Here is a 24,375-nt window from a genome sequence, read left to right as displayed (position 1 = left end):
CTTGACAGATGTAGTTTCAAGACTACACTTTTTGAGCTTGAGTAAATATTAAAAACCAGGAAAAATATATTTCCATACAATTCCTGGTTAAATATTGTCATCTTAACTTAATGACATTGGAGCGAAAACAGTCATGTTGTCAGCTTATAATAGACATAAGTATCGTGATTATTATGATGAATTTATTTTGATGAGTGGTCTAAAGAATTTGGCAGTTTCAGATAAGATATCGCCACAAATACCAGCATTGATTATGGTAGATATACTCTATGCACATTATCTTCACTATAATCAATACAACAAAAGAAAAAAATTACAGATGACTTTAACAGATATAGGATATGAATTAGAAGAATAGGATCTTTATATATGTGCTCGTTTTATTATATTAAAAATGAGCATATCAAAAATGATAGAAGCTGTTTTTGTAACAGCTTCTTTTATCTTGAAAATGAATTTATCGAGTTGATCTATATTGTGAGGGAGTCATACCTGTGTTTTGATGAAATATTTTTCTAAAGTAACTTGATGTTTGAAAATCACATTTTTCCATTTATTTCATCAGTGGAAAAATCTGAATATTGTAACATTTTTTGTCTGACTTCAACGATATTGAATCAAATATTGGATCGATGATTGATGAAGATAAATATATGAAAGCAAAGGTATTAGCAGAAGATACAGATAAACATAAACCAAATCCTGCACCATTATTGGAATGTTTAAAGAAATTAAAATTATAGCCAGATGAAGTCATTTATATAATTAGCTTCAAAGAATGCTCACATTGATTTTGAATATGCGAAGTGGAGGAGGGAGTACATCAGATATAGGAATTGATTATTATACTTATATTTTTGATAAACCAATAGATTTATTACAATTATTATGAAATGATACATAACAATCTATTACTAAAAAAAGAATCACTTATAAAATATTGTGATTCTTTTTTGCGTGGAAAGATAATCATAAAAAGATTGCTTTCTATGGATATATGTTATTTAATAAAAGCAAGAGGTGAAAATGAAAATGAAATTCAAGTCTTATATTCACTCATTGTTGATTACAGTTATATTATTAGTTATAGCATCCTGTGTAGGCTTGTTCTTTCAATATTTAGACTGGTCTGAAATAACGATTGTTTTAATTTATATTATTTCTATACTGATCATCTCCTTATTAACAAAAGGATATATCTATGGAATAATTAGTTCTATTATTGCAACATTTTTATTTAATTATTTCTTTACAGTACCTTATTATACATTATTATTTTATGATTCCAGATATTTTATAACTTTTATATCTATGACATTGACCTCTATTATTGTCAGTACATTAACCTCACGTATCCAACTTTCCCAGAATCAGGCATATAAAAATGCTCAAAATATGAAAATGCTTTATGAATTGACAAATCATCTTTCAAAGATTACAGACAAACAGAGACTTTATGATGAAGTCTATCATATATTAAATCAATATTTTCATTATCCAATAGATTTCATCTTTTTAGATTATCATAATGAACATAAACATCAAGATATTATTGACTGTTTTCGTAATGAAAATCAAAAATATATTATCAAAGATATGTATATTTTCTTTCCTTTATATGGTGTTTCACGATTATTGGGAATTCTCTTTTTTAAAGATGATAATTTTCAACATATGGATGAAACCCAAAAACATATCTTTTATCTTATGATAGATAATATTTCATTAGCCTTAGATCGTATTTATTCAATAGAGGAACAGTTAAAATTAAATGAAGCAAGTATTAAAGAACATTATCGCAGCAATCTTTTACGCTCCATTTCTCATGATTTAAGAACACCGTTATCTGGTATTATGGGAACGTCAGAAATGATTATGGGAATCAACCAACCAACAAGTTCCTCATATCATTTAGCACAGGATATTTATCAAGAGGCTGATTGGTTGTATCTTATGGTACAAAATATTTTGAGTTTAACTAAAGTACAAGAAGGAAAACTTGTGATTCATAAAGAATATGAAGCGATAGAAGAAGTTATAGGAAGTGCTATTTCCCATGTGCAAAAAAATATGTCTGAGAGGCAGATTGAGGTTCATGTTCCTGACGAAGTCATGATGGTTGCAATGGATGCACAACTGATTCAGCAAGTCATTATTAATTTACTGGATAATGCCTTTAAACATACTTCAAATAATGAAAAAATAGTCATTAATGCTTACAAACAAGATCATCAATGTTATCTTGTTGTAGAGGACTACGGGGATGGTTTTCTTGGTGAGGATCCTCAAAAACTTTTTGGAATGTTCTATACACAACATCAGTCTTATTCTGATTCCTTTAAGGGAGTAGGACTTGGTTTAACAATATGCAAAGCTATTATAGAGGCACATCAAGGAACTATTGAAGCCAAAGAGTGTCTGAATCATCAAGGAGCACAATTTATAATAACATTACCAATGGAGGATGAATATGAATCAAACAATATTAGTTGTTGAAGATGATGTACAAATTAGAAAATTTATTTGTTATTGTTTAGAAAATAACAATTATCAATACATTACTGCCAGCAACGGACAAGATGCGTTACGAAAAATTTTTTACGAAAATATAGACTTAATATTACTTGATTTGGGATTGCCAGATATGGATGGAGTAGATATTATTCAAAGATTACGAGAATTCTCAGAAATTCCTATTATTGTTGTTTCTGCTAGAGATAAAGACAAAGACAAAGCAGATGCATTAGAATTAGGGGCAGATGATTATTTAACCAAACCCTTTTCAGCAACGGAATTAGTGGCAAGGATTAAAGTGGCTTTTAGACATTTTTATCGTTATAATCAAGTTCAAATTCAAACATATTATAAAGTCAAGGATTTATCTATTGACTTAGATAAAAGGCAAGTCTATTTAAATGATCAACCTATTCATGTAACACCATTAGAATATCAATTACTTGTTTTATTTTTTAAGAATGCAGGAAAAGTTTTAACAACAGATATGATTATTGAAGAAATATATGGAAAAGGGTATGGACATGATACACAGGCACTGAGAGCTCTTATGGCAGGATTAAGAAGAAAAATTGAAAAAAATCCTGCAACACCACAATATATACTTACAGAAATAGGTGTTGGATATAGAATGGTTGATGAATAACTGTATGTATAAATGAAAGTATATTTGGCTAAGTTTATAATGATTATTTACAATAAAACAATGAAGGTATTATAAAAACGTCAGTAAATATCATAAAAGATTGTTATTGACGTTTTTATAGTGTCTATTGGCTTAATGATTTTATAATAGAATTATCTTGAGAAGAATATTTAAGAATATGGTTATGATGTTACATATCTTCATGTTCCAAAGATTCATTTAATTGTTGTTTTAAAATCATTTCATTATGAGATTCTTGTTTATAAATTGCATCAATAGCTAAAGCGATTTCATTTAAAATAGCTTTCAATAAAGCTTTTTCATAAGGTGCTAAATCCTCACCTTGTTCCATAGCAATACCAATCACTGCAAAAATATTGTCCTTTTTTCTAACAGCAAGATATAATCCTTTAGCAGCGGGAAGAGTGCTGGTTGAAACACCGGCATTTTTATTGTTGACAAGAACCCACTGGGCTACAGCTAACTCTTTATGATTAATGTATTCTCTTTTAATATCTGAAGTGATATGTGGACCATAAATCATAGGTTTTTGGAGTGTGTTGTTCTTAACGGGATAAAAAATAATTATACGATTTAACATTTTATATAGTTGAAAACATGTAATATTCATAATATCTTGATAAGAATTGCTCGTTTGTAAATTTTGACTTGTTTCTAATAGAATATCCATACTATGTGCATGAATAGAGGCTAAAAGGTTTTCTTTCTTTAATTTGTGAGCCATTGTACTAATGGATATTGATACAATGAACATGACAATAAAAATGAATGGATAATCAGATGAGGACATATTAAAGGTAAATCTTGGATCTATGAAGAAGTAGTTAATAGCAATAATGCTTAAAAAGGTTGAGATGAGATTGTATATTGGATAATATGTGACAATACCAATGAAACATGAAGCTAAAACATAGAGTAAAATAATATTTGTTGTATTGACATGTATTTCATAGAAAATAAAACCTAGTAATGTAGTAATAAGAAAAATAGATAGAGCTAAAATTGTTTCTTTTAATGAAAATTTGATAAATTTTGATAAATCTACAGATTTCTTTTGTGCCGTTGAACGATGATCTGGAATAATATAAATTTCTAGGTTTGGAGCATTCATCGTTAATTGATCGACAATGGTACTTCTTTTGATTAAAGTTGGTTTTTGATAAGAGCGACCTAACACTAATTTAGAGACACCACTTGTTTTGGCATATTGACCTATTTGAAATGCAACATCATCCCCATATGTAGAAACAATATCTGCTTTGAGATGTTTGGCTAAATTTAAATTCGACTGAAGTTGAGCTAATGCTTTCTTAGAGAGATTATTACTTTTTGAAGTTTCAACATATAAAGCTGTAAAATCTGCATGAAAAGCCTGAGCCATACGCGAAGCTGTACGAATAACTTTTTGATTAGTTGGAGAACTTCCAATGCAAACAAGAATATGCTCTTTAGCAAAAGGTTGATTTTGTTTGGCTGTTACGATATTAACACGATCAGCACAACGTCTTAATGTAATCTCTCTTAAAGCTGTCAGATTATCTCTAATAAAGAAATGTTCCAAAGCTCTTTTGGCTTGTTGTTTATGATAGATTTTCCCTTCTTTTAATCTCTCAATTAAATCATCAATTTCAATATCTACTAATTTGACATCATCAGCATCATCAAAAACATGATCAGGTATTCTTTCATTAACCTTGATTCTTGTAATACTTTCAACAATATCATGTAGACTTTCTAAATGTTGTACATTCACTGTTGTATAAACATCAATACCCGCTCTTAATAATTCTTCAATATCACTATAACGTTTTTGATGTCTTGAACCATGAACATTGGTATGAGCTAATTCATCGACTAGAATAAGTTGAGGATGTCTTTTTAAAGCACCATCTAAATCAAATTCATAGAAAAGACGATCGCGATAAATAATTTTCTTTTTAGGAATCTGTTCTAGACCATAAATAAGATCGGTAGTCTCTTTACGATCATGCGGCTCTATATACCCTATAACAACATCAACACCTTGTACAGATTTTTGATGAGCAGCTTCAAGCATCGCAAATGTTTTACCGACACCAGCACAATAACCGAAAAATATTTTTAGACGTCCTTTTTTTATTGTTTCCATATCTACCACTTCCTTATTTTTTTATTGTACATAAATTTTATAAATAAAAAAGTTTTAATAAAAATTTTAATATGATTTTAATATGGGGGCTTGGTGTTTTAACACTTTCTTTATTTTATCTATGCTAAGATATATACGTCTAAAAAAGACAAAAGGGGGAAACGCTATGATGATGGACATAATTATGGGAGCTGTATTAGCTATAGGTTTTCTGCTTATGAAACTTTTTGTAGATTGGAATGATAAACAGATCAATAAAAAGTAACGGAGGGAAGAATATGTGGTTATTAGCGATTGTGATTGTAGCATTAGCAAGTTATTTGGTTTATGCGTTGATCAATCCTGAGAAATTTTAATTTGGAGGAGAGTTTATGTTACAAATAGTATGTACATTACTTGTCTTCATGGTGATTATTTTTCCTATTGGAAAGTATGTTTATCATATAACAACTCACAAGAAGACATTTGCAGATCCACTTTTTGATCGTATTGATAATGGAATATATAAGATATTAAAAATTGATACATCAAATATGGGGTGGAAAAAGTATGCATTATCTTTATTGTTATTTAATGCATGTTTAGTTTTTGTTGGTTATCTTATTTTAAGAATTCAATCAATAGGTATATTCAATCCTAATGGTATTGAAGGGATGGAAGCAACATTATCTTACAATACAATTATTTCGTTTATGACAAACACAAATTTACAACATTATTCTGGTGAATCAGGTTTATCTTATTTATCACAAATGTTTGTCATCATTATGATGATGTTTACATCTGCAGCAACTGGATATGCTGCATGTGTTGCAATGGTTCGAGGAATCTTAGGTAAACGAATGGGTAACTTCTATTGTGATGTGACACGAATTACAACACGTTTCTTGATTCCAATGGCTTTCATTGTTGGATTGTTCCTTGTATCTCAAGGAGTACCTCAAAATTTGAGTCCAAATATAACACTAACAACAATTGAAGGAAAATTGCAAGATATTGCTTCTGGACCAATAGCGGCACTGGAATCAATTAAACACTTAGGAACAAATGGTGGAGGTTTCTTAGGGGCAAACTCATCAACACCACTTGAAAATCCAACAGTTTTATCAAATATTGCTGAATTATATTCAATGATGTTCTTACCAGCAGCTTGTGTATTCACATTTGGTCATATGGTTTATGATAAATATCAAGAAAGAAAAGCTAAAAAATTGGATACAACAGCTTCAAAAGAATTTGATAAACCAAGTTCTAAAGTTTGGTTAGGTAAAGAAGGACGTACAATTTTTGCGGCAATGTCAATTTTGTTTGTTATTGGTTTAGCACTATGTTTCTTTAGTGAAAGTCAAGGAAATAGTGCAGTTGCATCAGCTGGAATTACTCAAACAATTGGAAATATGGAAGGTAAAGAAGTAAGATTTGGAGTTGCCCAGTCTTCGCTCTTTACAACTGTAACGACATCATTTACAACAGGAACAGTTAACAATATGCATGATACATTAACACCATTAGGTGGATTAGTTCCATTATTGCATATGATGTTAAATGTTGTCTTTGGTGGTGTTGGTGTAGGTCTTATGAATATGCTGATTTATGCAATTATTGGTGTATTTATTTGTGGTTTAATGATTGGACGTACACCAGAGTATCTAGGTAAAAAAATAGAAGGAAAAGAAATGAAATTAGCAGCACTATGTATTATTATTCATCCTTTATTAATATTAGGATTTAGTGCTTTAGCTGTTTCAGTTCAAGCAGGATTAGATGGAATTACAAATCCTGGTTTTCATGGATTAACACAGGTATTGTATGAATTTACATCATCTGCAGCTAACAATGGTTCTGGATTTGAAGGATTAGCGGATAATACAGTATTTTGGAATGTTACTTGTGGTTTAGTTATGTTTTTAGGACGTTATCTATCAATTATTATTCAATTAGCTATTGCTGGAAGTTTATTTAATAAAATTGATGTGAACGAGTCAATTGGTACATTAAAAACAAATACTTGGACTTTCGCTATTATCTTAGTTTTTGTTGTTTATATTTTTGCAGCATTAACATTCTTACCAGCTTTAGCTCTTGGACCAATTTCAGAGGGATTGACCTTAGGTCTATAGAAAGGGGTTTAGTTTAATATATGAGTCGTCAAAAAAAAACAAAATTTATTACAAAAGATATTCTTGGTTCTTCTATCAAAGGGGCTTTTGTAAAATTAAATCCTATGTATATGATGAAAAATCCAGTTATGTTTGTTGTTGAAGTTGGATTTGTCATTTGTACTATTCTTGTCTTTTTCCCACATTTATTTAATGATAAGGGAGATAATTTAAGTTTATATAATGCGATTGTTGCGATTATTTTGTTTATTACTTTATTGTTTGCTAACTTTGCTGAATCTGTTGCAGAAGGACGAGGAAAAGCACAGGCTGAAACATTAAAGAAAACAAAGAAAGATACAAAAGCTCGTCTTATCCACGGGGATGGATCAGAAGAAATGATTTCAGCTAGTGAATTACAAAAAGGTGATGTTGTTCTCGTAAAAGCTGGAGAATTAATTCCAAATGATGGTGAAATCATCGAAGGAATTGCGAGTATTGATGAATCTGCGATTACAGGTGAATCGGCACCAGTCACTAAGGAAAGTGGGGGAGATTTTGCTTCAGTCACTGGAGGAACAACGGTTGTTTCAGACTGGATTAAAGTGGAAATTACTTCTGAACCAGGGCATTCATTCTTGGATAAAATGATTGCTTTAGTTGAAGGGGCTTCACGTCAAAAAACACCTAATGAAATAGCTCTAAACACATTATTAGTTTCATTAACAATTATTTTCTTAATCGTTATTGTAACACTTTATCCAATGGCTAATTATTCAGAAGTACAAATACCAATTTCAACATTAATCGCATTAACTGTATGTTTGATTCCTACAACAATAGGAGCTTTATTAAGTGCTATTGGAATTGCGGGAATGGATAGAGTAACACGTTTTAATGTTATTGCTATGTCAGGAAAAGCAGTTGAAGCATGTGGTGATGTTGATACAATGATTCTTGATAAAACAGGAACTATTACTTTTGGAAATCGTTTGGCTAGTGATTTTATCCCTGTATCAGGTATTAAAAAAGAAGAACTCACTGAATACGCTTGGATTGCATCTATAGGTGATGACACACCTGAAGGAAAATCTACTGTTGAATTGGCAGAAAAATTCGGTTGTCAATTACAAAGAAAAAATTATGAAAATGCTGAATTTATTGAATTTACTGCTGCTAGTAAAATGAGTGGTGTGAATACGACTGATGGACATGTTGTTCGTAAAGGTGCCGGTGACGCTATGATTCAATATGTTAAAGAAAATGGTGGTAAGGTACCAGATGATTTAACATTAAAAGTAGATGAAGTTTCAAAACTTGGTGGAACACCTTTGATTGTATGTGCAGATTATAGAATTTTAGGTGTTATTTATTTAAAAGATACTGTAAAACCTGGTTTAGTAGAACGTTTTGAACGTTTGCGTAAAATTGGTATTAAAACTATTATGTGTACTGGAGATAATCCATTAACTGCTGCGACTATTGCTGCTGAAGCAGGTGTTGATGGTTATATTGCGGAATGTAAACCAGAAGATAAAATTGAAGCAATTAAAAAAGAACAATCTGAAGGAAAGATTGTAGCCATGACTGGTGATGGAACAAATGACGCACCAGCACTTGCCCAAGCTAATGTTGGTATTGCTATGAATAGTGGGACATCTGCTGCCAAAGAAGCTGCAAACATGGTTGATTTAGATTCTGACCCTACAAAGATCTTGGAAGTTGTAGAAATTGGTAAACAGTTGTTAATTACTCGAGGATCATTAACGACTTTCTCAATTGCTAATGATATTGCAAAATACTTTGCAATTATACCAGCCATGTTCCAAGCTGTTATACCACAATTAAGTGTTCTTAACATCATGGGATTACAAACATCTGAAAGTGCTATTTTATCTGCATTGATTTTTAACGCAGTGATTATTCCATGTTTGATTCCACTAGCAATGAAAGGTGTTAAGTATAAACCTATGAGTGCATCTAAAATGCTTGGAAGAAATATGCTAATCTATGGATTAGGTGGAGTGATTTGTCCATTTTTAGGAATTAAGATTATTGATATGATTATTGCACCATTATTAGTTTTATTAGGATTATAGGAGGTAAACTATGAAAAAGTTTTTAAGACACTTTAGATTGGCGTTTCTATTTGCAATAGCAATGTTTGTGATATGTGGATTTATTTATCCCATGGTATTAACAGGAGTTTCACAAGTTGTATTTCCAAGTCAATCAAATGGAAGTCTTGTTGAAGTAGATGGAAAAGCAGTGGGTTCTGAAATTGTTGGACAAGATTTTACTGATGAAAGATTGTTCCATTGCAGACCTTCAGCTTACAACTACAATACTTATACACAAGAACAAAAAGATAGTGGAGAATATGCAGGTTTATCATCTGGAAGTAACAACTATGCACCAAGTAATCCTGCTTTGAAAGAAAGATTAGATGAAGATATTGAAAAATTCTTAGAAGAAAATCCTACAGTAAGCAAAGAAGATATTCCTTCTGACATTATTACTGCATCAGGATCAGGATTAGATCCACATATTTCAGTAGAAGCTGCTAAAGTACAAATGGATAGAGTTGCTAAAAATACAGGTTTATCTCAAGAACAATTAGAAAAAATGATTGAAGAAAATACTTCAGGAAAATTCTTAGGTATTTTTGGAGAAGAAACTGTCAATGTTTTAAAATTAAACTTAATGGTTGCACAAGAAATAGATATGATTTAATGAAAAACTCCACTTTATCCAAGTGGAGTTTTTTGGTCTTGTTTATATAGAAAAGACTTTTTTTCGTAATAGCTATATAGTAAAATATAAATATATTTAAAGGGGAAAAGGAAGAAAATATGCAGGCGAATATATTGGTTGTAGAAGATGATCATTCAGTTAGAAATCTTGTGTCTACAACTTTGCAGACACATGGATATCAATTTGATGCTATGATTAATGGTGAGAGTGCTTTATTGGCTATGACATCACATCATTACGATATTATTTTATTAGATTTAGGATTACCTGATCAAGATGGTATAGATATTATCAAAACAGTTCGTACGTTTTCGGTTATTCCCATCATTGTTTTAAGTGCAAGAAGTAGTAATGAAGATAAGATAGCTGCATTGGATGCAGGAGCAGATGATTATTTAACAAAACCATTTAATATTGATGAACTTTTAGCAAGAGTTCGTTCAACTTTACGTAGAGCTGAATATTTACAAAATATGACGACTCAAGAAGAAACGGTTTTTGAAAATGGTGATTTAAAAATTAATTATTTATCAGCGACAGTATCTTTAAAAGGAAAAGAAATACATTTAATGCCAATAGAATATAATTTGCTTTGCCTTTTAGCAAAAAATGTTGGTAAAGTCTTAACTTATCAGTTTATTTTAGATAAAATATGGAAAAATGCATTGGAATCAGATTTGTCCTCATTGCGTGTTTATATGACAACATTAAGAAAAAAGATTGATAAACAGTATGCGGATGATCAAAAATATATTCAAACGCATATAGGTATTGGTTATCGTATGGTTAGACAAAAAAAGAGTGGTGAATAATATTCATGAATGAAGAAAAAAAACATCAAGGGCGTTTAAAAATATTTTTTGGCTATGCAATGCATACTGGAAAAACATATGCAATGTTACAAGAAGCTAAGGAATTGACAGATATGTCTAATGATGTGGTTGTGGGGTATATAGAAAATGTAGAAGGGTTAGAGACGATTTTAAAGGGGTTGGAATGTGTTCCCAATCGTCAGTTAATGCTATCTTCACCAGAGGTAGATATAGATGCTATTTTAGCGAGACATCCACATATAGTATTGATTGATCATATGGCTCATACAAATAGAAATGGCTCTAGGCATTTAAAACGTTATCAAGATATTCTTGAAATACTTGAAGCAGGAATTGATGTTTATACAACTGCCAATGTACAAGATATAGTGAGTTTACAAGATGATATTAATAAGATAACAGGAGAGCATTCAAGTGAAACAATACCTGATTATCTTTTTGAACAAGCACATCAAGTTAAGTTTATTGATAATGAGCCACAATATGAGCATCATTATTCAGTAGAAACTTTAAAAGCATTAAGAGAGTTAGCAATCAAATGTTGTGCACAAAGAATAAAAAAGTTAACTTCCTTACCTTCTAAATCTCATTTTATAAATTCTGAGCATATCTTAGTCTGCTTGTCACCATCACCTTCAAATGCGAAAGTCATAAGAACAGCAGCAAAACTTGCAAATACATATCAAGCAAGATTAACAGCTTTATATATTGCACCATTGGATAAAAAGCTTTCTAAAAAAGAATATCAGTATCTACAAGAAAATATATCTCTAGCAAAAGACTTACAAGCACAAATTGAAGTGCTTAATGATAATAAGGTTGTATTTGAAATAGCTGAATATGCTAGAATCTCTGGGGTTACCAAAATTGTGCTAGGTCAAAGTCCAACGCATTTTTTTCAACGTTCTTCATTATCTGAGCAATTAGTTCGATTAGCACCACAACTAGAAATATATGTTATACCTTATATTGATGAAAGGTCTATTTTTAAGTTAGTAAGACCACAATTAACACTTAATCGTCAAGATTTCATGCGAACAGCAGGTATGTTGATTTTGTCCACATTGATTGGTGGAATCTTTTACTATCTTGATTTTAAAGAATCTAATATTATACTGATTTATATTTTAGGTGTTTTAATGACTGCATTGATTACGACAAGAAGAATTTATAGTTTAGCATCTTCATTCATTAGTGTCTTGATTTTTAATTTTCTTTTTACAAGTCCAAGATTAACATTGAGAGCTTATGATTCAAGGTATATCGTGACATTTATAATCATGTTTATTGTTGCTTTTATTACAAGCAGTATGACAAATAAGTTACAAACAAGTGCAAAAGATTCAGCACAAAATGCTTATCGTATGAAAATATTATTAGAAACAAATCAGAAACTACAGAAGGAAAAAAATAAAGAAGGAATTATTTCTGTAACATGTCATTCACTTATGAAATTATTACAAAGGGATATTATTTTCTATCCTGTTTCAAAGAATAATTTAGAAAAACCACTTATTTTTTGCCAATCGCCAAAGGATACATCCATATTTCAAAATGAAGAAGCTGTTGCAAAATGGGTTCTCAAAAATAATAAACATGCTGGAGCGACAACGAAAACATTATCCAATGCATTATGCCTTTATTTAGCAGTACGTATTGGAGATAAAATTTATGGTATTATCGGTATATATATAGATGACAAACCCTTAGATTCATATGAAAATAATATTATGCTTTCTATCTTAGGAGAATTAGCTCTTTCTTTAGAAAATGAAAGTGTTATTAAGGAAAAAGCAACCGCAGATTTAAAAGCCAAAAATGAACAACTCAGAGCTAATCTTTTACGTTCTATATCTCATGATTTGAGAACTCCTCTGACTTCTATCTCTGGTAATGCAGGAATTTTATTAAGTACGGGTACAATCTTAGATGAAAATAAAAAAAAGCAGTTATACAGCGATATTTATGATGATTCTTTATGGCTTATTAATCTTGTAGAAAATTTATTGTCTGTAACTCGTATAGAAAATGGATCAATGAATTTGAATCTAAAAGTAGAATTAATAGAAGATGTGATTAATGAAGCACTTAAGCATATCAATACACGCAGAATACAACATCATATTCAAGTTATTCAAGATGAAAATATATTACTTGCTAAAATAGATGCCAGACTGATTGTTCAAGTCATTATGAATATCTTAGATAATGCTATCAAATATACACCTGATCATACAACAATAACTATACAGAGTTATCTTAAAGATAAAAACATCTATATTGATATTGCTGATGAAGGAAATGGCATTAATGATAAGGATAAGAAGCATATTTTTGATATGTTTTATACTGTTAATCGTCAAGTCGCAGATAGTCGCAGAAGTTTAGGATTGGGATTATCTCTTTGTCAGTCCATTATACAGGCACATCATGGGGAAATTAAAGTTTATGATAATTCGCCTCATGGAACAGTTTTTCAGATATCTTTACCGGCACAGGAGGTAGAAATACATGAATAGTCCAAAAATATTAGTTGTGGAAGATGATAAAGCCGTTCGTAATTTGATTGCTATTACATTACAGATAAGAAATTATAAATATATATTATCTGATAGTGGAGAATCAGCTCTTCTAGAGTTTGCCTCTGAACATCCTGATGTTATCCTTCTAGATTTGGGATTACCTGATATAGATGGAATGGAAGTGATTCAAAAAATTCGTGAAAAATCACAAATTCCAATCATTATTCTTAGTGCCAGAGGAGAAGAAAGTGACAAAGTGGCAGCTCTTGATGCTGGAGCAGATGATTATTTGACAAAACCATTCTCGGTAGAAGAATTATTGGCTCGATTGCGTGTCGCATTAAGAAGAACAGAATATATATGGAATAGTGATGCAAAAAACAACCATATATTTGAAAATGGAGATTTAAAAATTGATTATGCTTCAAGTTGTGTGACTCTTAAGGGAGAAGAAATTCATTTAACACCTATTGAATATAAGATATTAAATTTGTTATCAAAAAATATCGGAAAAATTTTAACGCATACTTATTTAACACGAGAAATATGGGGAAGTGCTTTTGATAGTGATGTCGCTTCGTTACGTGTTTTTATGGCTAATTTGCGTAAAAAGATTGAACCAGAAAAAAGTGGTGTGAGTTATATTCAGACACATGTAGGGATAGGTTATCGTATGATGAAGATTGAAAAGAGTGATTAAATTCTCACAGCATTCTCACACAAGCTTTTGTTTTCTCACACTCACTTCACAATATATTTCTTATAATAATAGTGAAGATAAGGAGTGAGTTATATGAAACAAAATAGAAATGAATATATAGTTTTAGAAAAATTAGGAGAAAAGGTTAAAAGTCTTATTGAAAAGGATCGTTCTGAATGTCAGGAGTTAGTTGTTCAGGCATTAGTGAATTATCCACATGCACCTCAACCACAGAATTTACTAGGCATTTTAGCAGAAAAACAAGGAGATTTAGCCCTAGCAATGAAACATTATCGTGCAGCTTGGTCATTATCTCCTAATTACCGACCATCAAGAAAAAATATTGATCGATTGGTATCTTTATCAAGTTTTCAATGTTATTATTATGATCAAGAGTGTTGTGAGATGGAAACGCAAGATTCTCAAGGATTGTTTAAAAGAAAAATTATTATATAATTTGCATTTTCATAAAAAAACTTGTTATATTTGGAAAAAATAAAAAAATATATTGACAAAAGAAAGCTATCCATGTATCATAAACGCATATTTAAAAAATCGTTGATCAGGAAGAGTAATTTCTTGAACGCTTCAAGCGAGGTAGTACAGAGTGGAAGGCTACTAAGTGGAAAGGAATGAAACGCACCTGTGAGAGTCCATTGGAAATGAGAGTATAATGGAACGTAACCTGCGTTAAGGGATAGAGTGGTTAGTTTTTCTAACAACTAGAGTGGTACCGTGTATATGCACCTCTGGAGAAATCCAGAGGTTTTTTGTTTATAGAGAGGGTGATTGAATTGCGGCGATTGATAGAAAGAATGAATAAATATAATAAAAGAGAAATACAAAATAATGAAAAGGAGAATGAACAATGGAAAAGAAACAATATAAAAAAGTCGTATTAGCTTACTCAGGGGGATTAGATACATCAATTATTATTGCATGGTTAAAAGAAAATTATGGTTGTGAAGTGATTGCTGTAGCAGGGGATGTTGGTCAAGGAGATGAACTTGAAGGATTAGAAGAAAAAGCTTTAGCAACCGGAGCATCTAAATATTATTGTGCTGATTGCAAGGAAGAGTTTGTAAATGAGTTTATCTTCCCAGCTATCAAAGCCAATGCTGTTTATGAAGGAAAATATCTTTTAGGAACTTCTCTAGCAAGACCGATCATTGCGAAAAAATTAGTAGAGATTGCTAAAAAAGAAGGGGCAGATGCCATTTGTCATGGTTGTACAGGTAAAGGAAATGATCAAGTCAGATTTGAACTGACAATCAAAGCCTTTGCACCGGAATTAGATATTATTGCACCATGGAGAGTATGGGAATTAAAGAGTAGAGAAGATGAAATTGAGTATGCCCAAGCGAGAAATATTCCTTTAAAAATCAATAAAGAAACAAACTATTCTAAAGATAAAAACTTATGGCATTTATCACATGAAGGATTGGATTTAGAAAATCCTGCAAATGAACCAATGTATGATAAGATTCTTGAATTAGGTGTCACACCAGAAAAAGCACCAGACAAGCCAACATATATTACTTTAACTTTTGAAAAAGGAGTACCTGTTGCTTTAAATGGTGAAAAAATGAATGGTATTGATTTGATCACTGCTTTAAACAAAATTGGTGGAGAAAATGGTATTGGCATCATTGATATGGTTGAAAACAGATTAGTTGGTATGAAATCAAGAGGTGTTTATGAAACACCAGGTGGAACAATTCTTTATAAAGCACATGCTGATTTGGAAGAAATCACAATTGATAAAGAAACACAACATTTCAAATATCAGGTTTCTCAAAAGCTAGCAGATATTTTATATAACGGTCAATGGTATACACCACTAACAAAAGCATTACTTGCTTTTATTGATGAAACACAAAAGACAGTCAATGGAGAGGTGAAATTAAAGTTATATAAAGGCAATATTATGGGAGCTGGTATGACTTCACCAGATACTTTATATAGTGAACAGACAGCTTCATTTGGAGAAGATGAAGATTATAATCAAATGGATTCTCAAGGATTTATTAATTTATATGGTTTACCTATTAAAGTGAAAGCTTTATTAGACCAACAAAGAAAGAAATAGGAGTTGAAAATATGGCGTTATGGGCAGGGAGATTTAAAAAAGAAATCAATGCTAATGTGAATGCTTTTAATTCATCTATATCATTTGATGCAAGAATGTATAAACATGATATTATGGGGAGTCAGGCACATGCTAAAATGTTAGCGAAACAAGGCATTATTTCTAGGCAGAATTTAACTGAAATATTAAAAGGATTGGATGACATATTATGTGAATTAGAAAATGGCGATTTGTTATTTGATCCTCATGCTGAAGACATTCATATGTTTATTGAAGCAGAACTTACAAAGCGATATCCAGAAAGTGGTAAAAAACTTCATACTGCCAGATCACGTAATGATCAGGTGGCTTTAGATTTAAGGTTATATACACGTGATGAAATCAAAGATATTCAGGGTATGTTAATGGAATTGATGCAAGTGCTTATCAATCAGGCTAAAGGGCATACACATACCATTATGTGTGGCTATACACATTTGCAACGTGCTCAACCCATAACATTTGCCCATCATTTAATGGCTTATGTTGAAATGTTTTATCGTGATTATACAAGATTGGATGACTGCATGAAACGACTCAATGTTTCACCATTAGGTAGTGGGGCATTAGCGACGACAACATATCCTATTGATCGTCATTTTGTAGCACAGGAACTTCATATGAATGATATTATGTATAACTCATTAGATGGTGTCAGTGATCGTGATTATGCAATTGAACTGGCCAATGATTTGGCTATGATTATGATGCATTTATCACGTTTAAGTGAAGAAATCATTTTATGGTGTTCATGGGAATTCAAATATATTGAACTGGATGATGCTTATGCGACAGGATCAAGCATCATGCCACAAAAGAAAAATCCAGATATTGCTGAACTAGTCAGAGGAAAAAGTGCCAGAGTCATCAATGATGTTTCTACATTACTGACAATGATGAAAGGGTTACCGCTTGCTTATAATAAGGACATGCAGGAAGATAAGGAAACTTTATTTGATGCGATTGATCAGGTGAAATTATGTTTACCAGTCTTTAGTGATATGATCAACACAATGAAAGTGAATAAACAACGTATGCAAGAATGTGCAGCCAAAGGATTTATTAATGCAACGGATTGTGCAGATTATCTTGTGAAAAAAGGAAAAGCTTTTAGAGATGCTTACAAAACAACAGGAGAGCTTGTTGCTTATTGCATTGATCATGATGAAGTTCTTGAAACTCTTCCACTTGATATCTATAAGTCTTTTGATGAAGTTTTTGAAAAAGATGTTTATCAGGCTATTTCATTATTAACATGTGTAGAAAATCGTGTGGTAGATGGTGGGCCAGCCCCACAGACTTGTCAAAAAGCCATCGCAAGAATGGAAAAACAATTGGAGGCGTTGAATCATGGTTAAAGTAGGAATTATCGGTGCCAGTGGATATGCTGGGGCAGAGTTATATCGTTTGTTGTTGAATCATCCACATGTTGAAATTGTTGCAATCAGCTCTCAAAGTTATGAAGGAAAGATGATTTCACATTTATATCCATCATTTTATGGAGTCTTTGATATGACATTCACGAATGATCAGGAAGTCATTGAAAAAGCTGATATGATTTTTGCATCATTGCCTCATGGTCTCAGTGAAAAATATGCTAAACAATGTGATGAACAAGGAAAGAAGTTTATAGATTTAGGTGCAGATTTTCGTTTGGATCAAGAAAAAGATTATCAACAATGGTATCAACATGATTATCAATATCCACAATTACATGAAAAACAGGTTTATGGTTTAAGTGAAGTTAATCGAGAACAAATTAAGAAAGCAACAATTATTGGAAATCCGGGATGTTATCCAACTTCTATTACTTTAGGACTTTATCCACTTTTAAAACATCATATGCAAAAAGATGAAAAGATTATTATTGATTCGAAGTCTGGAACAACAGGAGCAGGGAAATCGTTAACGGAAGACACGCATTTTCCAAAATGTAATGAATCATTTCATCCATATAAAATAGCAAGTCATCGTCATACACCTGAAATTGAACAGGAATTATCAAAGATGGCTCATCAGGCTGTTCATGTCATGTTTACACCACATCTATTACCTGTTAATCGTGGGATTATTTCAACAATATATGTTCCATTAAAAGATAATGTTGATTTTGATGATGTTTATGATATCTATCAAAAGACTTATCAGGATGAGTATTTTATAAGAGTTTTACCAAAAGGGCAAGTGGCTGATTTAAAGTTTGTCCAATATTCTAACTTCTGTGATATATCTTTACACTATGATGCAAGATATCATCAACTTATTATTGTATCAACTATTGATAATATGGTAAAAGGTGCAGCTGGACAGGCTATTCAAAATATGAATTTGATGTATGATTTAGATGAAAAAGAAGGTTTGATGATGATACCAGCATCATTTTAAGGGGGAAAATATATGTTTAAAGATATTGATGGAGGGGTGTGTGCCCCTCTAGGATTTCAAGCCTCTGGAATCCATTGTGGTATTAGAAAAAATAAAAGTAAAAAAGATTTGTCTTTAATTGTCAGTGATGTTATGTGTCATTGTGCGAGTACCTATACTCAAAACAAGGTGAAAGGGGCACCCATCTATGTCACACAACAGCATTTAAAGAATCTTGAAGCCAAAGCTATTATTTGTAATAGTGGTAATGCCAATACATGTAATCCTAATGGCATTGAAATAGCAGATCAAATTTGTCAATTATGTGGACAGGCATTAGGCATTGATAGCGATGATATTGTAGTTGCTTCTACAGGTGTGATTGGACAACCTTTAAGTATTGAACCGTTTGAAAATCATATGGAACAATTGGTTCAATCTTTATCTACACAAGGCAGCAGTGATGCCTGTGAGGGAATCATGACAACAGATACTGTCAAAAAAGAATATGCGGTTGAATTTGAACTTGATGGCAAGACTTGTCATATTGGAGCAATCGCAAAGGGTAGTGGGATGATTCACCCTAACATGGCTACAATGTTAGCCTTTGTGACAAGTGATGTTGCGATTTCTAAAGAGATGCTAAATGAAGTCATTCATGAAGTTGTTGATGATACATTTAATATGGTGAGTGTGGATGGTGATACATCAACAAATGATATGTTAACATTGATGTGTAATGGATTGGCTCAAAATCAAGAGATTACACAAAAAGATGAAAACTATCAGTGCTTTAAAAAAGCATTGATGTATATTTGTACATGTTTATCTCAAGCGATTGCGAAAGATGGTGAAGGAGCAACAAAACTTTTAACTTGTAACGTTTTACATGCAAAGACAAAAAAGGATGCAAAGATTGTTGCTAAATCTGTTATTACAAGTTCACTTTTGAAAGCTGCTATGTTTGGTGAAGATGCAAATTGGGGACGTATCTTATGTGCTATTGGTTATAGTGATGCTGATTATGATATTCAAAAAATTGATGTTGATTTTAAAAGTAAAAAGGGGAAAATTTGTGTTTGTCAAAATGGTGGTGGATATCCTTTTAGTGAGGAAGAAGCTGCTCAGATCTTAAGTGAAGATGAGATAGAAATAATCATAGATTTACATGATGGAGATGATCAGGCAACTGCCTGGGGATGTGATTTAACTTATGACTATGTCAAAATTAACGGCGATTATCGCACATAAAGGGGAATAATTATGAATCAAAACGCAGTGATTAAAGCAGAAATTTTATCTCAGGCATTACCATATATTCAAAAATATCATGATAAAGTTGTTGTGATTAAATATGGTGGCAATGCCATGATTAATGAAGAATTAAAGATGAATGTGATTCAGGATGTCGTGTTATTATCAGAAATTGGGATTAAAGTCATTCTGGTACATGGGGGTGGACCAGAAATTAATCAGACATTAAAGAAGATGAATATTGAATCTCAGTTTATTCATGGTTTAAGATATACGGATGATGAAACAATGAATGTTGTGCAGATGGTTTTAGCTGGTAAAACAAATAAAGATCTTGTAAAATTAATTATGCAAAAAGGTGGCAATGCAGTAGGAATCAGTGGTATTGATAACCAGCTGATAGTTGCGAAAAAACATGAATCTCAAGATGATTTGGGATATGTAGGGGATATTGTCAAAATTAATGCTCATATCATTATAGATTTATTGGATAAAGGCTATATTCCAGTTGTTTCAAGTGTGGGGACTGATGAAACAGGGCAAACTTATAATATTAATGCTGATACGGCAGCTGCTGAAATTGCAGCCCAAATCCAAGCAGAGAATATGATTTTGGTGAGTGATATACCAGGATTATTAATGGATAAAGATGATGAATCAACATTGATTCCTTTGGTTCATGTCTATGAAGTGAAAGGATTAACAGATAAAGGGATTATTAGTGGCGGTATGATTCCTAAAGTAGAATGTTGTGTGAGGGCCATTCGTGAAAATGTGAAAAAAGCAGTGATTATTGATGGTCGTATTCCTCATTCTATTTTAATTGAAATGTTATCTAAAGATGGTATTGGAACAATGTTTACAAGATAGGAGGATTATATGGTCAATTTAAAAAATAGAAGCTTTTTAACATTAAAAGATTATTCTAAAGAAGAAATTCGTTATTTATTAGATATGGCACATCGTTTAAAAAAAGCAAAGAAAAATGGAAGAGTTGGAACAGCATTAAAAGGAAAAAATGTAGTCTTATTATTTGAAAAAACATCAACACGTACACGTTGTGCCTTTGAAGTTGCCACTTTAGATGAAGGTGGACATGTGACTTTTTTAAGCAATTCACAAATGGGGAAAAAAGAATCTTTAGAAGACACAGCGAAAGTTTTAGGAAGAATGTATGATGGTATAGAATTTAGAGGATTTGAACAAAAGACTGTTGAAGATTTAGCCAAATACTCAGGTGTCCCTGTATGGAATGGATTAACGGATGTTGATCATCCAACTCAGACATTGGCTGATTTTATGACTATTGAAGAACATTTAAATAAACCATTAGAAGAAGTCAAATTTGTTTTTACAGGAGATATTAGAAATAATGTTTGTTATGGGCTGATGTATGGTGCAATGAAAATGGGAATGCATTTTGTATGTTTAGGACCCAAAGATTTACAAATTGATCCTGAAGTTTTAGCATATTGTCAACAGGAAGCACAAAAATCAGGTGGAAAAATTGAGGTTTTAGATAATGTTGATGAAGCGGTGAAAGATGCTGATGTCATTTATACAGATATTTGGGTTAGCATGGGAGAAGATGAATCTTTATATGAACCAAGAGTCAAAATGTTATCACCTTATAAAGTGACAACAGAAATGATGAAAAAAACGGGAAAAGAGTCAACACTTTTTATGCATTGTTTACCATCATTTCACGACTTTGAAACAGAAGTCGCTAAGGCTAAGTATGAACAGGGAATTGATATTAGAGAAGTTGAAGATGAAGTTTTCAGATCATCACAATCTGTTGTTTTTGATGAAGCTGAAAATAGAATGCATACAATTAAAGCTGTCATGGTAGCCACAATTGGTAATTATTAGAAAAAGAAACTGTTAATTTCTAAACTGATTAACAGTTTTTTCATATATTATCCACATCAAAGACTTATAATCATAGTGTATAAAAGATGGGGGATAAAAAAATGAAAAAATTATTGTTAGTATTACTTGTTGTTTGTTTAAGTGGGTGTACACAAACAATTCAAAATGATCCGTTAAAAAATAGTCAATCCATAAAACAAGATGACAAACAAAAAGGTGTAAAAAGTAAAAAAGTACAACAGGTTATGGATGGGATAAAACAGACAATGCCTGAAGAGATATATCAGGAGTTAACAAATAAAAAAGTGGTTTATGAAATAGATGATATCATCACAATTGGCAATGATCAAAATAACCCTACTTTACGCTTGGATTTTGCTTATCAGGATGGTCAATTGGTTCAATTTGTTAATAAGGAATATGGTTTTTTAGATACATTACCAACACGTATGACAAGCGAACACCAAGCCAAAGAAACAGCAAAGACTTTTGCGAAAGTTTTCTTGAATCAAGATGTCAAGTTACAAAAAACAACAGCTTTAAGTGGCTATGACACTGACCAATATATAACATTTAAAGACGAGAATCATCACACATATCTTGTGGCATTAAATATTAATGTTTTATTGAAATATAATGAAAATTCATGATAAAGGAAACTTATTATATTTTCAATATTGATAGCCAAGAAAATCTATGAATAGACTTAGCATAATGTTACATTTCTGTAATGTTGTGCTTTTTTCTTTTCGTGAAGATTTGAAATATATATAATATTTTTAAGAGGTGATGGAAATGGAAAAAATGCACATCATGATTGTAGAAGATGATGAAACACTTGCTAGAGAAATAAAAGATTTTTTGATGAGATGGGGATATTATGCTGTTATCGCAACACATTTTGAAAATATTGTTGAAGATTTTTATAATTATAAACCTCATCTTATTTTAATGGATATTAATTTACCGTATTATGATGGTTTTTACTGGTGTACACAAATTAGAAATACATCACAAGTTCCTTTGATTTTTATAAGCAGTCGTAATGATGATCATGATAAAATCAGAGCCATTCTTCAAGGTGGTGATGATTATGTCGATAAGCCATTTCATTTGGAATTGTTGAAGGCTAAGATTGAAGCGATTTTAAGAAGAACATATCAATATAAAGTTAAAGATCAAATGAGAATCAATGCCGATATTTATTATGATAAAACAAAGGGCAGCTTGTTTTATCATGAACATGAGATTCATCTAACAAAATCAGAAAGTCAGATAGTTTGTCTTTTATTAGAATCTCAAGGAGCCATAGTCACAAGACAGGCATTAATGGAAGCGTTGTGGAATACCGATGAATTTATTTCAGATAATTCTTTAACAGTGCTTATTTCCAGATTGCGTACAAAATTAAAAGATGAATGTCATCAGGATATTATTTGTACAAAGAAAGGACAGGGATATTATATATCATGATTTATTTACGAAAATATAGTCGCTATATCATTGTCATAACCTTGATTATATTGGCGTATAATCTCTATTTTATTTATCTTGTTCCTGGAGCTAATACACAATATCTGATTTATTTTGATGTTGTTGTAGGGGTATGTCTTCTTTTTTTCATTTTTTTAGACTTTATGCATGAAAAAAAACGTTTAGATAAGAAAAAGGATTATTTACAATCAAAAGAAGTCATTTGTTTTGAGTTTGATCATTTTGATAATATTGATATTGCCTATCACGATGTTCATGTTCTTCAAAAGCAGCTAGATGAAATATATCAAGTCAATAATGATTTACAGGATTATATGACAAAATGGTGCCATGAAATTAAAATTCCATTATCAGCTAGTTTATTGATCAATCAGAAAAATACAGATTATCAACAAAAACAAAATATGCAGGAACAGTTAGAAAAAATGAACCAGTATCTTAATCAAATCATGGTGGTGAGTCGTATTCAAAGTCAGATTCATGATATATACATTAAACCTGTTTCATTAAAAGACAGTGTTTATCAATCCATCAAGAATAATCAATTCTTTTTGATTAATAAGCATTTTGAAATGGATGTAAATGTAGAAGATTTACAGATATATAGTGATAAAACATGGCTCATCTATGTCTTAGATCAGATTATCAACAATGCCATTAAATATGCCAAAGAGTCACCTCAATTAAAAATCTGGAGTGAACATCATGAAGAGCAGATAGATTTATATATTGAAGACAATGGAGAAGGTATTCAATCACAAGATTTGCCTAGAATTTTTGAAAAAGGATTTACTGGTCAAAATCATCATAATGGACAATATAAATCTACTGGAATGGGATTATATATGGTGGAAAAAGTGATTTCTCAATTAGGTCATTCTATTGAAGTAGATAGTGTTTTTCAAAAGTTTACCCGTGTTCATATAACATTTCGGGATCAAAGAGATTATTTTTATCGCTAACCTTTCAGTCAATGTAAGATATAAATAGATATTGTTATCAAGATGTAAGGATTTCTCATCAATGATATCTTAAAATGGAAAGTG

General features: G+C 31.3%; 22 protein-coding genes and 1 other annotated feature. Of the genes, 20 read left to right on the top strand and 2 right to left on the bottom strand.

Annotated features, from left to right (window positions below; all coding sequences use genetic code 11):
- Nucleotides 1-133: 133 nt before the first annotated feature.
- Complete coding sequence (locus B5E48_RS07345) at nt 134-358, top strand: hypothetical protein (RefSeq protein ID WP_241146945.1); 225 nt, start codon at nt 134-136, stop codon at nt 356-358.
- A 99-nt stretch (nt 359-457) separates the two neighbouring features.
- Here B5E48_RS07345 and B5E48_RS14100 read toward each other — a convergent pair whose 3' ends face one another.
- Nucleotides 458-553, bottom strand: a complete 96-nt coding sequence (locus B5E48_RS14100; RefSeq protein ID WP_087297738.1) for an AraC family transcriptional regulator — start codon at nt 551-553, stop codon at nt 458-460.
- A gap of 479 nt (nt 554-1,032) precedes the next feature.
- On the opposite strand from B5E48_RS14100, the gene B5E48_RS07335 reads away from it, so the two are divergent.
- Nucleotides 1,033-2,496 carry a sensor histidine kinase gene (locus B5E48_RS07335; protein ID WP_158097267.1) on the top strand — a complete coding sequence of 488 codons (1,464 nt, stop codon included), beginning with the start codon at nt 1,033-1,035 and terminating at the stop codon, nt 2,494-2,496.
- Nucleotides 2,471-3,160: a response regulator gene (locus B5E48_RS07330; protein WP_087243677.1), complete on the top strand. Its 690-nt coding sequence runs from the start codon at nt 2,471-2,473 to the stop codon at nt 3,158-3,160. Before B5E48_RS07335 ends, B5E48_RS07330 begins: the two co-directional genes overlap by 26 nt.
- 190 nt (nt 3,161-3,350) lie before the next feature.
- On the opposite strand, the gene B5E48_RS07325 is transcribed toward B5E48_RS07330, so the two are convergent.
- Nucleotides 3,351-5,309, bottom strand: coding sequence for a DUF4118 domain-containing protein (locus B5E48_RS07325; RefSeq protein ID WP_191492496.1), 1,959 nt, complete (start codon nt 5,307-5,309; stop codon nt 3,351-3,353).
- A 239-nt stretch (nt 5,310-5,548) separates the two neighbouring features.
- Between B5E48_RS07325 and kdpF the strand changes: the two genes are divergently transcribed.
- The 17 genes from kdpF to B5E48_RS07240 all read left to right on the top strand — a co-directional run bounded on the left by kdpF (nt 5,549) and on the right by B5E48_RS07240 (nt 24,291).
- Nucleotides 5,549-5,665 carry a K(+)-transporting ATPase subunit F gene (gene kdpF, locus B5E48_RS14095; protein ID WP_087243678.1) on the top strand — a complete coding sequence of 39 codons (117 nt, stop codon included), beginning with the start codon at nt 5,549-5,551 and terminating at the stop codon, nt 5,663-5,665.
- A gap of 15 nt (nt 5,666-5,680) precedes the next feature.
- Nucleotides 5,681-7,429 carry a potassium-transporting ATPase subunit KdpA gene (locus B5E48_RS07315; RefSeq protein ID WP_087304610.1) on the top strand — a complete coding sequence of 583 codons (1,749 nt, stop codon included), beginning with the start codon at nt 5,681-5,683 and terminating at the stop codon, nt 7,427-7,429.
- Between the two features lie 20 nt (nt 7,430-7,449).
- Entirely contained in the window at nt 7,450-9,507 is a 2,058-nt protein-coding gene (gene kdpB, locus B5E48_RS07310) for a potassium-transporting ATPase subunit KdpB (protein ID WP_087243680.1), read from the top strand.
- A 10-nt stretch (nt 9,508-9,517) separates the two neighbouring features.
- Nucleotides 9,518-10,141 (top strand): potassium-transporting ATPase subunit KdpC, encoded by a 624-nt coding sequence (kdpC, locus tag B5E48_RS07305; protein WP_087243681.1) that lies wholly within the window; start codon nt 9,518-9,520, stop codon nt 10,139-10,141.
- A gap of 119 nt (nt 10,142-10,260) precedes the next feature.
- Nucleotides 10,261-10,974 (top strand): response regulator transcription factor, encoded by a 714-nt coding sequence (locus B5E48_RS07300; protein WP_087243682.1) that lies wholly within the window; start codon nt 10,261-10,263, stop codon nt 10,972-10,974.
- A gap of 5 nt (nt 10,975-10,979) precedes the next feature.
- Nucleotides 10,980-13,514 (top strand): sensor histidine kinase, encoded by a 2,535-nt coding sequence (locus B5E48_RS07295; protein WP_087304609.1) that lies wholly within the window; start codon nt 10,980-10,982, stop codon nt 13,512-13,514.
- Entirely contained in the window at nt 13,507-14,217 is a 711-nt protein-coding gene (locus B5E48_RS07290; RefSeq protein ID WP_087304608.1) for a response regulator transcription factor, read from the top strand. The genes B5E48_RS07295 and B5E48_RS07290 overlap by 8 nt, the downstream gene beginning before the upstream one ends.
- 93 nt (nt 14,218-14,310) lie before the next feature.
- Nucleotides 14,311-14,673 carry a tetratricopeptide repeat protein gene (locus tag B5E48_RS07285; RefSeq protein ID WP_087243685.1) on the top strand — a complete coding sequence of 121 codons (363 nt, stop codon included), beginning with the start codon at nt 14,311-14,313 and terminating at the stop codon, nt 14,671-14,673.
- Nucleotides 14,674-14,766: 93 nt separating this feature from the next.
- Nucleotides 14,767-14,971: a binding site (T-box leader), on the top strand.
- Between the two features lie 114 nt (nt 14,972-15,085).
- The gene (locus B5E48_RS07280) at nt 15,086-16,306 is read left to right on the top strand and encodes an argininosuccinate synthase (RefSeq protein WP_087304607.1); all 1,221 of its coding nucleotides are present in this window, start codon (nt 15,086-15,088) and stop codon (nt 16,304-16,306) included.
- A gap of 11 nt (nt 16,307-16,317) precedes the next feature.
- On the top strand, nt 16,318-17,703 hold the full coding sequence (gene argH, locus B5E48_RS07275; protein ID WP_087304606.1) for an argininosuccinate lyase: 1,386 nt from the start codon (nt 16,318-16,320) through the stop codon (nt 17,701-17,703).
- The gene (argC, locus tag B5E48_RS07270) at nt 17,696-18,730 is read left to right on the top strand and encodes an N-acetyl-gamma-glutamyl-phosphate reductase (RefSeq protein ID WP_087304605.1); all 1,035 of its coding nucleotides are present in this window, start codon (nt 17,696-17,698) and stop codon (nt 18,728-18,730) included. The genes argH and argC overlap by 8 nt, the downstream gene beginning before the upstream one ends.
- A gap of 12 nt (nt 18,731-18,742) precedes the next feature.
- Complete coding sequence (argJ, locus tag B5E48_RS07265) at nt 18,743-19,960, top strand: bifunctional glutamate N-acetyltransferase/amino-acid acetyltransferase ArgJ (protein ID WP_087304604.1); 1,218 nt, start codon at nt 18,743-18,745, stop codon at nt 19,958-19,960.
- A 12-nt stretch (nt 19,961-19,972) separates the two neighbouring features.
- A complete protein-coding gene (gene argB, locus B5E48_RS07260; protein ID WP_087243690.1) occupies nt 19,973-20,833 on the top strand; it encodes an acetylglutamate kinase in 861 nt (286 codons plus the stop codon).
- Between the two features lie 9 nt (nt 20,834-20,842).
- Entirely contained in the window at nt 20,843-21,835 is a 993-nt protein-coding gene (gene argF / locus B5E48_RS07255) for an ornithine carbamoyltransferase (protein WP_087243691.1), read from the top strand.
- A 101-nt stretch (nt 21,836-21,936) separates the two neighbouring features.
- Nucleotides 21,937-22,485, top strand: a complete 549-nt coding sequence (locus B5E48_RS07250) for a hypothetical protein (RefSeq protein ID WP_087304603.1) — start codon at nt 21,937-21,939, stop codon at nt 22,483-22,485.
- A gap of 145 nt (nt 22,486-22,630) precedes the next feature.
- Nucleotides 22,631-23,308 (top strand): response regulator transcription factor, encoded by a 678-nt coding sequence (locus B5E48_RS07245; RefSeq protein WP_224762493.1) that lies wholly within the window; start codon nt 22,631-22,633, stop codon nt 23,306-23,308.
- Nucleotides 23,305-24,291, top strand: coding sequence for a sensor histidine kinase (locus B5E48_RS07240; RefSeq protein ID WP_158097266.1), 987 nt, complete (start codon nt 23,305-23,307; stop codon nt 24,289-24,291). The genes B5E48_RS07245 and B5E48_RS07240 overlap by 4 nt, the downstream gene beginning before the upstream one ends.
- Nucleotides 24,292-24,375 lie beyond the last annotated feature (84 nt).

It is taken from the genome of Massilimicrobiota sp. An105 (assembly GCF_002161155.1).
In the GTDB taxonomy this organism is placed as follows: Bacteria; Bacillota_I; Bacilli_A; order Erysipelotrichales; family Coprobacillaceae; genus Allocoprobacillus; species Allocoprobacillus merdigallinarum.
This window is presented reverse-complemented; position numbering and strand designations above follow the sequence as displayed.

Excerpts from the sequence above, each read along its gene's own strand:
- B5E48_RS07345 (WP_241146945.1), top strand. The coding sequence starts at position 134 with ATGTTGTCAGCTTATAATAGACATAAGTATCGTGATTATTATGATGAA.
- B5E48_RS14100 (WP_087297738.1), bottom strand. The coding sequence starts at position 553 with ATGGAAAAATGTGATTTTCAAACATCAAGTTACTTTAGAAAAATATTT.
- B5E48_RS07335 (WP_158097267.1), top strand. The coding sequence starts at position 1,033 with ATGAAATTCAAGTCTTATATTCACTCATTGTTGATTACAGTTATATTA.
- B5E48_RS07330 (WP_087243677.1), top strand. The coding sequence starts at position 2,471 with ATGAATCAAACAATATTAGTTGTTGAAGATGATGTACAAATTAGAAAA.
- B5E48_RS07325 (WP_191492496.1), bottom strand. The coding sequence starts at position 5,309 with ATGGAAACAATAAAAAAAGGACGTCTAAAAATATTTTTCGGTTATTGT.
- kdpF (WP_087243678.1), top strand. The coding sequence starts at position 5,549 with ATGATAAACAGATCAATAAAAAGTAACGGAGGGAAGAATATGTGGTTA.
- B5E48_RS07315 (WP_087304610.1), top strand. The coding sequence starts at position 5,681 with ATGTTACAAATAGTATGTACATTACTTGTCTTCATGGTGATTATTTTT.
- kdpB (WP_087243680.1), top strand. The coding sequence starts at position 7,450 with ATGAGTCGTCAAAAAAAAACAAAATTTATTACAAAAGATATTCTTGGT.
- kdpC (WP_087243681.1), top strand. The coding sequence starts at position 9,518 with ATGAAAAAGTTTTTAAGACACTTTAGATTGGCGTTTCTATTTGCAATA.
- B5E48_RS07300 (WP_087243682.1), top strand. The coding sequence starts at position 10,261 with ATGCAGGCGAATATATTGGTTGTAGAAGATGATCATTCAGTTAGAAAT.
- B5E48_RS07295 (WP_087304609.1), top strand. The coding sequence starts at position 10,980 with ATGAATGAAGAAAAAAAACATCAAGGGCGTTTAAAAATATTTTTTGGC.
- B5E48_RS07290 (WP_087304608.1), top strand. The coding sequence starts at position 13,507 with ATGAATAGTCCAAAAATATTAGTTGTGGAAGATGATAAAGCCGTTCGT.
- B5E48_RS07285 (WP_087243685.1), top strand. The coding sequence starts at position 14,311 with ATGAAACAAAATAGAAATGAATATATAGTTTTAGAAAAATTAGGAGAA.
- B5E48_RS07280 (WP_087304607.1), top strand. The coding sequence starts at position 15,086 with ATGGAAAAGAAACAATATAAAAAAGTCGTATTAGCTTACTCAGGGGGA.
- argH (WP_087304606.1), top strand. The coding sequence starts at position 16,318 with ATGGCGTTATGGGCAGGGAGATTTAAAAAAGAAATCAATGCTAATGTG.
- argC (WP_087304605.1), top strand. The coding sequence starts at position 17,696 with ATGGTTAAAGTAGGAATTATCGGTGCCAGTGGATATGCTGGGGCAGAG.
- argJ (WP_087304604.1), top strand. The coding sequence starts at position 18,743 with ATGTTTAAAGATATTGATGGAGGGGTGTGTGCCCCTCTAGGATTTCAA.
- argB (WP_087243690.1), top strand. The coding sequence starts at position 19,973 with ATGAATCAAAACGCAGTGATTAAAGCAGAAATTTTATCTCAGGCATTA.
- argF (WP_087243691.1), top strand. The coding sequence starts at position 20,843 with ATGGTCAATTTAAAAAATAGAAGCTTTTTAACATTAAAAGATTATTCT.
- B5E48_RS07250 (WP_087304603.1), top strand. The coding sequence starts at position 21,937 with ATGAAAAAATTATTGTTAGTATTACTTGTTGTTTGTTTAAGTGGGTGT.
- B5E48_RS07245 (WP_224762493.1), top strand. The coding sequence starts at position 22,631 with ATGGAAAAAATGCACATCATGATTGTAGAAGATGATGAAACACTTGCT.
- B5E48_RS07240 (WP_158097266.1), top strand. The coding sequence starts at position 23,305 with ATGATTTATTTACGAAAATATAGTCGCTATATCATTGTCATAACCTTG.